Genomic DNA, 12,781 nt, shown 5'->3' with positions numbered 1-12,781 from the left:
TCGACTAACGCCGCGACGTGGTCGAATTCGATCTGCCGGACCTGCCGCCTCTCGCGGGCCAGGTCTGCCAGGAAGGCACCGAGCCGCGCCTTGCGCGCCTCAGCCAGTTCACCAGCGTTCCGATCAGCAGGACCACGATCACCAGAAACGTCGGCGCGCTCTTCATCACCGCGTAGACCATCGGCTCGACGTCGATCTCGAAGTGCCGCGCGAAGTGGGCGCTTAAGCTTATGAGTTGAAGGGCTGCCGCCCATAGGGGCCAGATCCTCATGGCATGCACGGCGATCGCGGCGAAGCCCAGGAAGCCCACGCCATCAACCACGACCGAGACCATGTCGACCGCGATGTAGACCCGTGGAATGAACAGGATGCTCCCGAGCTGCAGGCAATCCATCGCCATGACGACGGCGGCACCACAGCGCTCGGGCGCGTCCCCCTTCCAGACCGCGAGTATCACGGAGAGGACGAGCAGAACGTGAAATGTCAGGATCTTGGTAGATCCCAGTTCGAATTCCACGCGCCCTCCTCTCTTCGTGATCAGGCCGCGCTGGTCACGTCTTCGGGACCGTAGAAGGCCTGTTGCGGACAGTTGGTGGGGATATCCTTCGTCCCCGCCAGGATCTTCGCGAGGTCGGCATGGACCCGGACGATGTCCGAGCGCGCTTCGACCAGGTTCTGCTGCATCGAGGCGATCCGCGCGATCGGGCGCTGGCCTTCGAGCATCGAGCGATCGTCGCTGACGCGCGCTCGCGAGATCTGGGCCATCAGGTCCGCCGCCTGGGCGAGGAGTTCGTCGAGGCCGGTTTCGACCGACTTGAGCTTGCGGACCACCCGCAGGGTCGAGATTTCAGATTCCATGTTCCGGTGTCTCCGGTTCGAAGCGGCGCGGTGCGCCGGTTGGTACACGAAGGCCTCGCTTGAAATCACATCAGCTCGTTCAGCGCATTGGCGATGGCCAGCGACGACACGATCGTCAGGACCAGCACCAGCGCCAGCAGGAGAATCGCCGTAACGCGACCCAGCCGACCGAACCGTGCATCGAGTGCCTCCAGGCCCGTCGGCCGATCACCCCAGCTTCCGTCGCGCAGGATCGGCGCGACATCGGAAAGCGTGAAGACCGGATCGACCGTCAGGTCCTGCCCGAACGGTTCCCCGAGTTCGTCGTCGGCGTTGAGACGTGAAAGTCCACATGGGGATTGTCCACATATCTCCAGCGCGGCGGCATAGACCCGCGCGGTCTGCTTGCGATCGCGCGTGCCCCATTTCTCGCGCACGCCTGCGATGCGCTGATCGACGGTATTGGGCGCGATCGCGAGCTCGCGCGCGATTTCCTTGGTGGTGCGATGGAGCAGAAGAAGATCGAGAACCTCGACCTGCTTGGCAGAAAGCCTTTCGATCATGTCATGCGCGATTAAGGGATCGAAAACGGGATCCGGTCTCATGTCAGCTCACAAATGCTGGGCCTGCTCGATTTCCACGGCCATGGTTGACCGGATATTTACCCCGTTCGCCATCGCGACGCCAGCTTCATGAAGGTGACACCGGCTCATCCAGAAGCGCGTGCTTCTTCAGACAATGACGCAGTTGGTCGTAGGTGAGGCCGAGTGCCTTGGCGGCGCGGCGCTGGTTCCAGCGATGGCGCGTCATCGCCTCCGACACGAGCGTGCGTTCGTAAGCCTCGACCGCGGCGCGCAGGTCGCGGCAGGGTTCGGTCGTCGCGGGCGAGGGATCGCGGCCTTCGGCCTCGTCCGGTCCGGCCGATTCGGCGGCACCGGCGGGCGGCGCCCCGGCATGCGGCTGCCAGGGGCTCTCGAACGGATCGAACACGACCTGTGCGATGGGATGGTAGGGATCGTCCCAGCGATAGACCGCGCGTTCGACGGCATTGCGCAATTCGCGCACGTTGCCCGGCCACGGATAGGCCTCGAGCGCGTCCATCGCCTCGCCGGTGAAACCCGGCCACTCGGTCCAGCCCAGTTCGGACGCCATGCGCCGCCCGTAGAAGTCGACGAGTTCGGACACGTCGCCTTCACGCGCGCGCAACGGCGGCAGCGTCACGACCTCGAAGCTCAGCCGGTCGAGCAGGTCGGCGCGGAAGCGACCTTGCTCGACCATCGCGGGCAAGTCGGCATTGGTCGCGCCAACGATGCGCACGTCGACCGAGATCGGCCGCGAGTTGCCGATGCGCGTGACTTCGCCGTACTCGACCGCGCGCAGCAGCCGTTCCTGCGCCGCCATCGACAGCGTCCCGATCTCGTCGAGAAACAGCGTGCCACGGTCGGCTTCCTCGAACCGCCCCGCGCGCGCGCGCGCGGCGCCGGTGAAGGCGCCCGCCTCGTGCCCGAACAGTTCGGCCTCGATCAGCGTTTCGGGCAGCGCCGCGCAATTGACGGTGACGAGCGCCTCGCCCCAGCGCGGGGACAAGCGATGGAGCCGCTGGGCGATCAGCTCCTTGCCCGTGCCGCGCTCGCCGATGACCAGCACCGGCCGCCCCATCGGCGCCGCATGGCTGGCCCGCTCGACCGCATCGAGGAAGGCGGTCGACTGGCCGATGAACTGAACGTCACGATCCATTCCCATCTATTAGTGAATTTCACCAAGATTTGGCAATTCCTATCGGCCCTGCATTGAAAGCTATCTTGCGAAACCGAGTAGCTTCGGGCTTTTCGCGGTTTGGCACACCCCTTGCTGAGTAGTTCGCACAAGCCAACGCAATCGCAAGCCAAGGGGAAATTCGCCATGTCACTTCGCAAGGACAGCATGTTCAGGACCAGCAATCTGCTCAGGAGCAAGCTCGACTGCGCGATCTTCGCGAGCCTGCTCGCGATGGGCGGTCTCAACCTTCTGGTCATGTCGGACCAGCTCGGCGCGCCCAAGGCCTATGCCGCCACGCCGTGTGAAAAGGTCCAGCTCGCATGAGCAGGCTCGACGCAGAGATCGAAGTTCTGCAAAGGGAACAGGTTCCCTTTGCCGGAGCGGCGACGGGCGATGCGGATCACGCCAACGACGATACGGTCCGTCCGGCTTCGTATCCGCGCTTCGCCGGTTCGGCCCGGTCCCGCTTTGGCTACAACGGCCCCACCTATACAAAAGGAACACCGAGGATGGGTATCTTCTCCCGCACGCGCGACATCATCGCCGCCAACTTCAACGACATGCTCGACAAGGCGGAAGACCCCGCGAAGATGATCCGCCTGATCATCCTCGAGATGGAAGAGACGCTCGTCGAGGTCCGCACCAGCAGCGCGCGCACCATCGCCGACCAGAAGGAGATGCGCCGCCACGTGACGCGCCTGCGCAAGCTCCAGGAAGACTGGGAGGAGAAGGCCGAACTCGCGCTCAGCAAGGGCCGCGAGGATCTCGCTCGCGCCGCGCTGCTCGAGAAGAAGAAGGCCGGCGACATGGCCGACCAGCTCGGCGAAGAGATCTCCGTGCTCGACGACGCGCTGCGCGCCTACGAGCAGGACATCGAGAAGCTGCAGAGCCGCCTGCGCGAGGCCCGCGCCCGCCAGAACTCGATCGCCGCGCGGCTGCAAAGCGCGGAGAACCGCGTCAAGCTGCGCTCGCTGCTTTCGAGCGAGCGGGTCGACGATGCAATGGTCCGGTTCGATCAGCTCGAACGCCGGGTCGACTACGCCGAAGGCCGCGCGGAGGCGATGAGCATGGGCGACGACCGCCGGCAGCCGACGCTGTCCGAGGAAATCGACGCGCTCGCCGCGGGCGACAAGATCGAGGACGATCTCGCCAAGCTCAAGCGGAAGATGGCCGGGCAGACCCCTGCTTCGGACGAAACCCCCAAGCCGGCCGCCGACTGAGCGCCGCCCGGCAGGCCGCGCAGCGCCCCGTGCGCGGTCAGCCGGAATGGGTTATATTCGCGGGGCAGGACGCGCGAGGAGCGCGTGAAGAGGGAAGGGAAACACACGTGGCACGCGGACAATTTTATCTCGACAAGGCCAATTCCAAGCTTTCGGGCGTCTGCTCGGGCATCGCCGACTACACCGGAGTCGACGCGGTCTGGGTGCGCGTGGCGGCAGTGCTGCTGACGATCTTCGTCTCGTTCATCACCATCCCGATCTATATCGCGACGGCCATGATCGCCGACAAGAAGCCCAGCTACCTCTACTCGGAAGCCGAGGAAGAGCGCCTGCTGCGCAAGATGCGCCGACGCAACGGCCGCAGCGCGACCTATTCCGACCTGTCGGACATCGACCGCCGGGTGAGCGACGTCGAGCGCTATTACGCGGCCAACACGAGCAGCAACTCGCGGCTCGCCGCCGAGATCGACAGCCTGCGCTGATCGGGCGAACGGGACTCTGCGAGGAACAAGACGATGCAAAACATTCTAGCCCTGCTCATCCCGCTCGCGCCCTTCCTGATGGTCTCGTTCATCGTGTGGACGAAACACCAGCGCAAGATGGCCGAACTGGGCGTGCAGCAGACCGCCGAAAAGGCCGCGCAATATGCCGCGAGCAACGCCGAACTCGAAGAGCGCATTCGCGTGCTCGAACGGATCGTGACCGACGGCAGCTATGACGTCGCGCTGCAGATCGAAGCGCTCAAGGACCAGAAGAAGGTCGAGGAACTGCGCGAGTCGGCGCGCGACCGCAAGATCAACTGAGGAACATCGAGACAATGGCCCTGGATGCTATGACAATCGACGCCCTGGCCCCCGCCGTGATCGTGGGCAGCGTGGTCTTCACCGCCGGGTGGATCTTCAACAACTGGCTGCGGATGCGCCACGGCTATCCGCTGGAAAACTCCTGGGGCAAATCGGTCTACCCGTCCTCCGACAAGGAAGCCCAGGCGCGGATCGGGCTGATAACCCAGGAGAACGCGCAATTGCGAGCCGAGGTCAGCGCGATGCGCGAGCGGCTCGAGACGGTCGAGCGAATCGTCACCGATCGCGGTTTCAACGTCGCACGCGAAATCGAAGCGCTGCGCACCGAGCGCGCCAACTAGGAGACGGGACATGAGTTTGGGAGGCCCCTACCTCGTCCTCGCCATCATCGCGCTGTGCTACGGCGGCTGGCTGATCAACAACTACATCCGCGCCCGCCACGGTTACGCGCTCGAGGACGAGTGGGGCGGCAAGACCGAACGCATCGAACGATCCGATCAGGCGCTCGCCGAACTGCGCGAGGAGAACAAGGCGCTGCGCAAGCGGCTCGACGCGATCGAGCAGCGCGCCGCCGCGCTCGAGACCATCGTCACCGACAGCGGCTATACCGTCGCCCGCGAGATCGACGCCTTGGGCGCAAAGCAGCCCGCCGGACAGGAGGCCGCGCAGTAACATGGGATTCTGGGACGCCCTCGTCGTCATCTTCCTGATCGCGGCCGTCGTGTGGCTGCGTGCGCAGAAGTACCGCAAGGTTGGCGGAAAAGCGCCATCGTCGATCGCCCGCGAACCGGAAATCGACCGCGAAGTGGAGGAGTTGCGCAAGCGGATCGCGGTGCTCGAACGCATCGCCACCGACGATCGCAACGAAGCCGAACTGGCGCGCAAGATCGAGTCGCTGCGCGACTAGGAGGCGAATGTCCGGCCTGCCGGCCCGGGTCGGGACGGCGCAAGACTACCCCCGCTCGCGCCGATCGCATGGAGCCGGGCCGCAGAGCCCGTCCGGCGTGTCAGTTGCCGTTGGCCTTGGCCATCGCGTCGTTGGTCTTCTCGAAGTTGCCGACGGCATCCTTGCCCAGCGCGATCGGATTGAGATCCTTGTCGCCCAGGAAATTCTCTGCCGCGTATTCGCCGGCCGTGTTCGCGTAGCTGCCGATCTTGGCGGTCAGCGATTCGCCCTCATGATGCGCCGACGCCTGAACCGGCGCGTCCTTCGACCAGGGGCTGGACGGCCCCTCGTCTTCCTGCCCGTTACCCGACAAGGCATATGCCCCGAGGCCAATGACAGCGATCATGAGCACCTTGTGGCGCACGACCAACTGGGCGATCTTGAACATCAGCAGTCTCCCTGTTGCAGTGCCGATTAGGTACCTCGACGGGGTAACGAACCTGTTAACTGCCAAATTTTACGGCATTTGCCGGTCGGATGCGCTGCGGATCAGGGCAGTCCGCGCGCCAGTTCGTCCAGCCATACGGCCGCGCTGGCATCGCTCGGCGCACGCCAGTCGCCGCGCGGACTGAGCGCGCCGCCGGAGGACACTTTCGGACCATTGGGTATCGCCGAACGCTTGAACTGGCTGAACGCGAAGAAGCGCCGCAGGAACTTTTCGAGCCATTGGGCGATGGTGTCGAGCGGATAGGCGTTCTTCAGCTCTTCCGGAAAGCCTTCGGGCCAGGCCCCCTCGCTCGCGTCGCGCCAGGCGTGCCACGCGAGGAAGGCGACTTTCGAGGGGCGCTGCCCGAAGCGCATGACGTGATGCAGGAAGAAGTCGTTAAGCTCGTAAGGCCCGATCATGTCCTCGGTCGACTGGATCGCCCCGTCGTCGCCCGCGGGCACCAGTTCGGGCGAGATCTCGGTGCCCAGGATCGCGAGCAGGACCGCGTCGGTTTCCGCATCGAACTGCGCGGTCGTGGTCGTCCAGCGGATGAGGTACTGGATCAGCGTCTTGGGCACGCCCGCGTTGACCGCGTAGTGGCTCATCTGGTCGCCGACACCGTACGTGCACCAGCCGAGCGCGAGTTCGGACAAGTCGCCGGTGCCGATCACGAAGCCGTTGTGCCGACCGGCAAGACGGAACAGGTAGTCGGTCCTCAGGCCCGCCTGCACGTTCTCGAACGTGGTATCGTAGACATTCTCCCCGCCGGCGTAGGGATGACCGATGTCCTCGAGCATCTTCGTGGCGGCGGGCCGGATGTCGATTTCCTCGGCCGCGATGCCGAGCGCCTCCATCAGCTTCCACGCGTTCGACTTGGTGTGCTCGCTCGTCGCGAAGCCGGGCATGGTATAGCCGCGGATCGTGGCGCGCGGCAGGCCGAGCCGGTCGCAGCACTTGGCCGCGACGATCAGCGCGTGAGTCGAATCGAGCCCGCCCGACACGCCGATCACCAGCGACTTCGCCTGCGTCGCCTCGAGCCGCCGCATCAGCCCGTCGACCTGGATGTTGAACGCCTCGTAGCAGTCGGCATCGAGCCGTTCGCGCCGGTTGGGCACGAAGGGAAAGCGGCGGACCGGGCGCGCAAGGCCGATGTCGTGGCAGGCCGGGCGATGCGTGAAGGCCACGGTGCGGAAGCGCGCCTCGGGCCGCCCCGCCCCGATCGCGGCGTCGTTGAAGGTGGGCAAGCGCAGGCGGTCGTTGACGATCCGCTCGCAATCGACATCGGCGAAGCAGAGCTGCGGGTCGAGCGAGAAGCGCTCGCTTTCGGCGAGCAGGTCGCCCAGTTCGTAGATCATCCCCTGCCCGTCCCAGGCGAGGTCTGTGGTGCTCTCGCCATGTCCGCTCGCGGCGTAGACATAGGCCGCCGCCGCGCGCGCCGACTGCGAGCGGCACAAGAGGTGGCGCTCGTCCGACTTGCCGATGACGATGTTCGAGGCCGAAAGGTTGCACAGCACCGTCGCCCCCGCGAGCGCGCCCAGGCTGGAAGGCGGCGTCACCGCCCACACGTCCTCGCAAATCTCGGCGAAGAAGCGGAAATGCCTGAGCTGGCGCGAGGCGAAGAGCAGGTCGGTGCCGAAAGGGACGTCCTCGCCGTTGATCGCGATCGATTGCCCGGCGATCCCCAGCCCCGGCGCGAACCAGCGTTTCTCGTAGAACTCGCGGTAGTTGGGCAGGTAGGACTTGGGCACCGCGCCGAGCAGAACGCCGTTCGCGATGACCACCGCGCAATTGTAGAGCCGCCCCTGATGATGCAGCGCCGCGCCGACCAGCAGCACCGGGCTCAGGCTCTCGCTCGCCGCGGCGATGTCGCCGAGCGCCGCCTCGACCGCCTCGATCATCGCCGCCTGCAAGTGCAGGTCGTCGATCGCGTAGCCCGAAAGGCACAGTTCGGGCAGGACCAGCAGATCGACCTGCGCGGCGTGCGCGCGCCGCGCCTCGGCAAGGATCGCATCCCGATTGTGCGCCACGTCCGCGGGCCGCACATGCGGAGTGGAGGTGGCGACGCGCACGAAGCCGTGGCGGTGCATCGAATAGAACGGGTGGTCGCTGGGTCTGCTCATCACGGGTCCGATTCCCTACAGGATGGAAACGCCATGGCAATTCCCCTTGCCCGCTGCACTTGCCTGGCGCGGCCGCGCGCCTACATGCTCAGCCATGCGCAGCCTGGACGATATCCGCGAAGAGTACGAATTTCTGGACGGCGACGAACGCTACCGTCTGCTGATCGAGCTGGGACGCGAACTCGATCCGATGCCCGACGCGCTCAAGACCGACGCCACCAAGGTGCGCGGCTGTTCGGCCAGCGTCTGGGTCTATCCCACCAATGCCGACGACGGCACGCTGCACTTCCTGGCCGACAGCAATGCCGCGATCACCAAGGGGATCGTCGCGCTGGTGCTTTCGGCGGTGCAGGACCGGCCCGCCGGCGAAGTCGCCGCGACCGACATCGCCGCCAGGCTCGAGCCCTTCGATCTGAGAAACCAGCTCTCTTCGAACAGGACTCAGGGCGTGCCCAACATGATCGCGCTGATCCGCGAGACCGCGGCGCGATATGCGACACCTTAGCCGCCACGGCTGGCACGCGCTCGGCTGGTTCTTCGTCGCGCTCGGCGTTATCGGCGCCTTCCTGCCGATCATGCCGACGGTCGTGTTCCTGCTCCTTGCCGCATGGTGCTTTTCCAAGAGCCATCCGCATCTCGCCGAGCGGCTCTATGCCCATCCCAGATACGGTCACCATTTGCGCCATTGGCGCGACCGACGCGCGATCAGCCGCAAGGGCAAGGTCTCCGCGATCGCGGCGATGAGCGTGAGCGTGCCCTTCACCGCGCTGGTCCTCGGCCCGCTTTTCGCGCTGATCCCGCTGGCGGTTCTGGCGACGGTGGGCCCGTGGATCTGGACGAGGGCGGAGTAGCGGCCGGGCGACCGGCCGGCGCCGCGCCGCCTAGTCCTCGACCGCCTCGCGCAGCACCGCGACGCCCGCCTGGCGCTGCGCGCGCAACTCGCGCTTGAGCGCGGCGGGATCGCGCGCGACGACGAAGCCGAAGCTGACGCCGCCCTCCTTGCCGATCGTCGCATGGTGGAGCTTGTGCGCCTGGACCAGCCGCTTGGCGTAGCCGCGCTTGGGTACCCACTTGAAATAGCGCTGGTGGACCAGACCGTCGTGGATAAGCGTATAGATCACGCCGTAAACGAGGATGCCGAGGCCGATCCAGGTCGCGGGCGCCCAAGCGCCCTCGCCCATGACGAGCGGCGAGCCCAGCGCGAACATCGAGATGCTCATCGCCGCGCCGACGAGCGCATAGAGATCGTTCTTTTCCAGGATCTTGTCATGCGGTTCGTGGTGGTCGCGGTGCCAGCCCCAGCCGAACCCGTGCATGACGTACTTGTGGCTCGACCAGGCGACGAACTCCATCGCGGCGGCGGTGGCAAGCACGATCAGCAGGGCTGAGATCACGGACATGGCTTGCCCTTACTCGCTTGACGCCCGCTTGTCAGCGGCGTCCTTCGCGGCCCTGCCCGACGCGTCGGGACAATCGATCAGCGAGCCGCGGGCATCCATCCGTCGAGCAAGTCGCGCGAGCGCCGCCCCCTGGCGCTCGCGCGAGCATCCGATCAGACCGCCGCGCTCGCGCTGTCAGTATCGGCTGCCTCGGCTTTCGCCTTTTCGCGCAGCGCGGCGCGGCGGGCGTTGAGGCGATCGAGCGCGGGATAGCTGTTACCCATGTCGAGCGTTCCGAACAGCCAGTCGTAGAGCAGCGTGATCGTGGCGAAATTTCCTCCGGTGAACTTCGCGTGGTGATAGTGATGCGCGACCGACATCGTGTTCAGGTACTTGAACGGGAAACGGTCGGCGCTCCAGCGGTCGTGGTTGTGCAGGTTGATCTGGTTGAACGCGACCCAGGTGACGACCAGCGTCACGACGTGGAACTTGCCCATGATCGCCGCGAGCACCGCGATCGAGACCGCATAGAGCCCGAGGCCGATCGCGACCTCCAGCGGGTGGATATAGCTCGAATCGCCGCGGCAGGGGTTGTGCTGACGGTGGTGCACCGCGTGCATCCACATCAGCGGCCCGCCGCCGATCAGCCCGCCGTCGTGAAACAGGAAGCGGTGCGTCAGGTAATAGAAGAAGTCGTAGAACATGAGGATGACGAAGCAGTCGAGCAGCACTTGCCACCAGGGCTGCGGATCGATCGTCAGGCAGAACGGCAGGATGCCGCCGAAGATCACCGCAATGAAGACGATCCCCCACTTGCGGTTCCACGCCTGATTCTTCGCGTAATTGGGCTTCGCCATCTTTTCCGCGTAAACCTGGGCATTGGTATTGCCCGCCGCACGGATCGTCGGGACGGCGCGCGCCAGCAGCTTGAGCAGGCCGACGGTCGCAAGAATGCCCAGCCCCGCCGCGAGCGAGAGCTGCCATTCGTAGTTGGCCATTACCCAGTCCGAGAAAGTCGAGATCGTCATCGCAATCCAGTCCTCACCATGTTTTGGCCTGGCACCCCGGCGAATCACAGCGGGCCAGACGGTCCCCAGTTTGTAGCGGGAACAGTGTTCTCACGCAAGATTCCCCGGTGCCGCGCCGCGTTTCTTGCCACGAAGCCGCCCGGGCGAAGGTTCGAGCTGCGACACATTCGTACAATCGAGTGCCGATTTGCGACCGGTCGTATCTCTGTTGTTCATTTTAAGCGGTATATTTCTGAATATGCGGACCGAGACAGCCGCCACAGTAAAAAAGGAATGCCGCCATGAAGACTTTCGCCAGCATCACCCGGATCGCCGCTCCCGCCCTGCTCGCCGCGCTCGGTGTCGCCGCGTCGAGCCCGGTCTTCGCGCACGACGCCTATTCCGCGCAGCGCCATGACGCCCGTCACGTGACGCCCGGCCGCGCCGGTTCGGTCCGCTCGGACATCTATGCGCTCGACCGCAGGATCGATCTCGCCGCGCAGCATCGCACGATCTCCTCGCGCGAAGCACGCGGCCTGAGGAACCAGTCGGCGCAGATCAAGCAGCTCTATGCCCGATACGCCCGCAACGGCCTGACCGCTTACGAAACGCGCGCGCTCAAGGCTCGCATCGATCGCCTCGAAGTGGCGCTGCGCGCCGAACGCCGGGATCACGACCGCCGCCGCGGCTGAGGTGATCCCGCTGCCATCGCCCCCGCGCGTCCCGCTTGAATTGCGGGGCGCGCGGGCCTAATCGCGCTGGCACCATGACCACAAAGCCGCGCACGCTCTACCAGAAGATCTGGGACGCCCACGTTGTCGACACACGCGATGACGGCACCAGCCTCATCTACATAGACCGCCATCTCGTCCATGAGGTGACGAGCCCGCAGGCCTTCGAGGGCCTTCGCGCGGCCGGACGCACGGTGCGCCGCCCCGACCTTACGATTGCGGTTCCCGACCATAATCTGCCGACCACCGCGCGCAAGGACGCGGCGGGCAACGTGCTGCCGATCGACGATCCCGAAAGCGCCAACCAGCTCGCGACGCTGAAGGCCAACGCGCCCGAGTTCGGCATCCGCTACATCGACGCGACCGACCGCGAACAGGGCATCGTCCACGTCGTCGGTCCCGAACAGGGCTTCTCGCTGCCCGGCGCGACGATCGTTTGCGGCGACTCGCACACCGCCTGCCATGGCGGCATCGGCGCGCTCGCCTTCGGAATCGGCACCACCGAGGTCGAACACGTGCTGGCGACGCAGACACTGCTGCTCAAGCAGTCGAAGACGATGGAAGTGCGCGTCGAGGGCAAGCTGGGCGCGGGCGTCACGCCCAAGGACGTGATTCTCCACGTGATCGGCGTGATCGGCACCGCCGGCGGCACCGGCCATGTCATCGAGTATCGCGGCAACGTCTTCGAGGAGATGAGCGTCGAGGGCCGGCTGACGGTGTGCAACATGTCGATCGAGGGCGGCGCGCGCGCGGGCCTGATCGCGCCCGACGAGACCACCTTCGCCTACCTGAAGGGCCGTCCCTATTCGCCCACCGGCGCGGACTGGGACAAGGCCGTCGCCTGGTGGAAGGGCCTCGCGGCCGATCCGGGCGCGACGTACGACAAGTCGGTCTCGATCCGTGCCGAGGACATCCAGCCCACCGTCACCTGGGGCACCAGCCCCGAGGACACCTCCGCGATCGGCGGCGTGGTCCCCGCGCCCGAATCCTTCGCCGATGCGTCCAAGCGTGACGCGGTGACCCACAGCCTCGACTACATGGGGCTCACGCCGGGCACAAAGCTGACCGACGTCGAAGTGCAGAACGTCTTCATCGGATCGTGCACCAACAGCCGCATCGAGGACATCCGCGCCGCGGCCGAAGTGCTCAAGGGCCGCAAGAAGGCCGACAACGTCAAGTGGGCGATCGTCGTGCCCGGCTCGGGCCTCGTCAAGGAACAGGCCGAGGCCGAGGGGCTCGACAGGATAATCATCGAGGCCGGGCTCGAATGGCGCGAGCCGGGCTGCTCGGCGTGCCTCGCGATGAACCCCGACAAGGTCCCGCCGGGCGAGCGCTGCGCCTCGACCAGCAACCGCAACTTCACCGGCCGCCAGGGTCCGGGCAGCCGCACGCACCTGATGAGCCCCGCCATGGCCGCCGCCGCCGCGGTCACGGGCAAGCTCACCGACGTGCGCGAGCTGGTGTAATGGAAATGCGGCGGCGCAAAGGCATTCTGAGCCTGCGATACCGCGCATCGAGGCTTGCGTCGCACGGGCGACCGACGCATAGGCGCT

The 12,781-nt window shown here is 65.9% G+C and carries 19 protein-coding genes; 11 read left to right on the top strand and 8 right to left on the bottom strand.

The window, feature by feature from the left end; genetic code table 11:
• Positions 1–4: 4 nt before the first annotated feature.
• The 4 genes from B2G71_RS23980 to pspF all read right to left on the bottom strand — a co-directional run bounded on the left by B2G71_RS23980 (position 5) and on the right by pspF (position 2,574).
• A complete protein-coding gene (locus B2G71_RS23980) occupies positions 5–517 on the bottom strand; it encodes a hypothetical protein (protein WP_168176216.1) in 513 nt (170 codons plus the stop codon).
• Between the two features lie 20 nt (positions 518–537).
• The gene (locus B2G71_RS01955; protein WP_240529961.1) at positions 538–858 is read right to left on the bottom strand and encodes a hypothetical protein; all 321 of its coding nucleotides are present in this window, start codon (positions 856–858) and stop codon (positions 538–540) included.
• Between the two features lie 65 nt (positions 859–923).
• Entirely contained in the window at positions 924–1,400 is a 477-nt protein-coding gene (locus B2G71_RS01950; protein ID WP_098104404.1) for a helix-turn-helix transcriptional regulator, read from the bottom strand.
• 127 nt (positions 1,401–1,527) lie between these two features.
• Positions 1,528–2,574: a phage shock protein operon transcriptional activator gene (pspF, locus tag B2G71_RS01945; RefSeq protein WP_098104068.1), complete on the bottom strand. Its 1,047-nt coding sequence runs from the start codon at positions 2,572–2,574 to the stop codon at positions 1,528–1,530.
• Between the two features lie 165 nt (positions 2,575–2,739).
• On the opposite strand from pspF, the gene B2G71_RS01940 reads away from it, so the two are divergent.
• From B2G71_RS01940 to B2G71_RS01910, 7 genes are all read left to right on the top strand, one after another.
• A complete protein-coding gene (locus tag B2G71_RS01940) occupies positions 2,740–2,919 on the top strand; it encodes a hypothetical protein (RefSeq protein ID WP_098104067.1) in 180 nt (59 codons plus the stop codon).
• Positions 2,916–3,815 (top strand): phage shock protein PspA, encoded by a 900-nt coding sequence (gene pspA, locus B2G71_RS01935; protein WP_098104066.1) that lies wholly within the window; start codon positions 2,916–2,918, stop codon positions 3,813–3,815. The genes B2G71_RS01940 and pspA overlap by 4 nt, the downstream gene beginning before the upstream one ends.
• Positions 3,816–3,922: 107 nt before the next feature.
• A complete protein-coding gene (locus B2G71_RS01930) occupies positions 3,923–4,297 on the top strand; it encodes a PspC domain-containing protein (protein ID WP_098104065.1) in 375 nt (124 codons plus the stop codon).
• Positions 4,298–4,330: 33 nt separating this feature from the next.
• Positions 4,331–4,618 (top strand): hypothetical protein, encoded by a 288-nt coding sequence (locus B2G71_RS01925; RefSeq protein WP_098104064.1) that lies wholly within the window; start codon positions 4,331–4,333, stop codon positions 4,616–4,618.
• Between the two features lie 29 nt (positions 4,619–4,647).
• Positions 4,648–4,959: a hypothetical protein gene (locus tag B2G71_RS01920; protein WP_206049246.1), complete on the top strand. Its 312-nt coding sequence runs from the start codon at positions 4,648–4,650 to the stop codon at positions 4,957–4,959.
• A gap of 10 nt (positions 4,960–4,969) precedes the next feature.
• On the top strand, positions 4,970–5,290 hold the full coding sequence (locus B2G71_RS01915) for a hypothetical protein (protein ID WP_098104062.1): 321 nt from the start codon (positions 4,970–4,972) through the stop codon (positions 5,288–5,290).
• Between the two features lies 1 nt (position 5,291).
• Positions 5,292–5,525, top strand: a complete 234-nt coding sequence (locus tag B2G71_RS01910; RefSeq protein WP_098104061.1) for a hypothetical protein — start codon at positions 5,292–5,294, stop codon at positions 5,523–5,525.
• A 100-nt stretch (positions 5,526–5,625) separates the two neighbouring features.
• Here B2G71_RS01910 and B2G71_RS01905 read toward each other — a convergent pair whose 3' ends face one another.
• Complete coding sequence (locus tag B2G71_RS01905) at positions 5,626–5,952, bottom strand: hypothetical protein (protein WP_098104060.1); 327 nt, start codon at positions 5,950–5,952, stop codon at positions 5,626–5,628.
• A 101-nt stretch (positions 5,953–6,053) separates the two neighbouring features.
• A complete protein-coding gene (locus B2G71_RS01900) occupies positions 6,054–8,111 on the bottom strand; it encodes an NAD(+) synthase (RefSeq protein ID WP_098104403.1) in 2,058 nt (685 codons plus the stop codon).
• A gap of 94 nt (positions 8,112–8,205) precedes the next feature.
• On the opposite strand from B2G71_RS01900, the gene B2G71_RS01895 reads away from it, so the two are divergent.
• A complete protein-coding gene (locus B2G71_RS01895) occupies positions 8,206–8,616 on the top strand; it encodes a SufE family protein (protein ID WP_098104059.1) in 411 nt (136 codons plus the stop codon).
• Positions 8,603–8,962, top strand: a complete 360-nt coding sequence (locus B2G71_RS01890) for a YbaN family protein (protein ID WP_098104058.1) — start codon at positions 8,603–8,605, stop codon at positions 8,960–8,962. The genes B2G71_RS01895 and B2G71_RS01890 overlap by 14 nt, the downstream gene beginning before the upstream one ends.
• A gap of 30 nt (positions 8,963–8,992) precedes the next feature.
• Here B2G71_RS01890 and B2G71_RS01885 read toward each other — a convergent pair whose 3' ends face one another.
• Together B2G71_RS01885 and B2G71_RS01880 are read right to left on the bottom strand one after the other, a co-directional pair.
• The gene (locus tag B2G71_RS01885) at positions 8,993–9,511 is read right to left on the bottom strand and encodes a sterol desaturase family protein (protein WP_098104057.1); all 519 of its coding nucleotides are present in this window, start codon (positions 9,509–9,511) and stop codon (positions 8,993–8,995) included.
• A gap of 152 nt (positions 9,512–9,663) precedes the next feature.
• Positions 9,664–10,518 (bottom strand): sterol desaturase family protein, encoded by an 855-nt coding sequence (locus B2G71_RS01880; RefSeq protein ID WP_098104056.1) that lies wholly within the window; start codon positions 10,516–10,518, stop codon positions 9,664–9,666.
• A 281-nt stretch (positions 10,519–10,799) separates the two neighbouring features.
• Between B2G71_RS01880 and B2G71_RS01875 the strand changes: the two genes are divergently transcribed.
• Both B2G71_RS01875 and leuC read left to right on the top strand, forming a co-directional pair.
• Complete coding sequence (locus B2G71_RS01875; RefSeq protein WP_098104055.1) at positions 10,800–11,189, top strand: hypothetical protein; 390 nt, start codon at positions 10,800–10,802, stop codon at positions 11,187–11,189.
• Between the two features lie 74 nt (positions 11,190–11,263).
• Positions 11,264–12,694 carry a 3-isopropylmalate dehydratase large subunit gene (gene leuC, locus B2G71_RS01870; protein WP_098104054.1) on the top strand — a complete coding sequence of 477 codons (1,431 nt, stop codon included), beginning with the start codon at positions 11,264–11,266 and terminating at the stop codon, positions 12,692–12,694.
• The last annotated feature ends 87 nt before the right edge of the window (positions 12,695–12,781 follow it).

It is taken from the genome of Novosphingobium sp. PC22D (assembly GCF_002556635.1).
In the GTDB taxonomy this organism is placed as follows: domain Bacteria; phylum Pseudomonadota; class Alphaproteobacteria; order Sphingomonadales; family Sphingomonadaceae; genus Novosphingobium.
The sequence above is the reverse complement of the archived record's forward strand: the minus strand, read 5'-3'. Positions and strand labels throughout refer to the sequence as shown.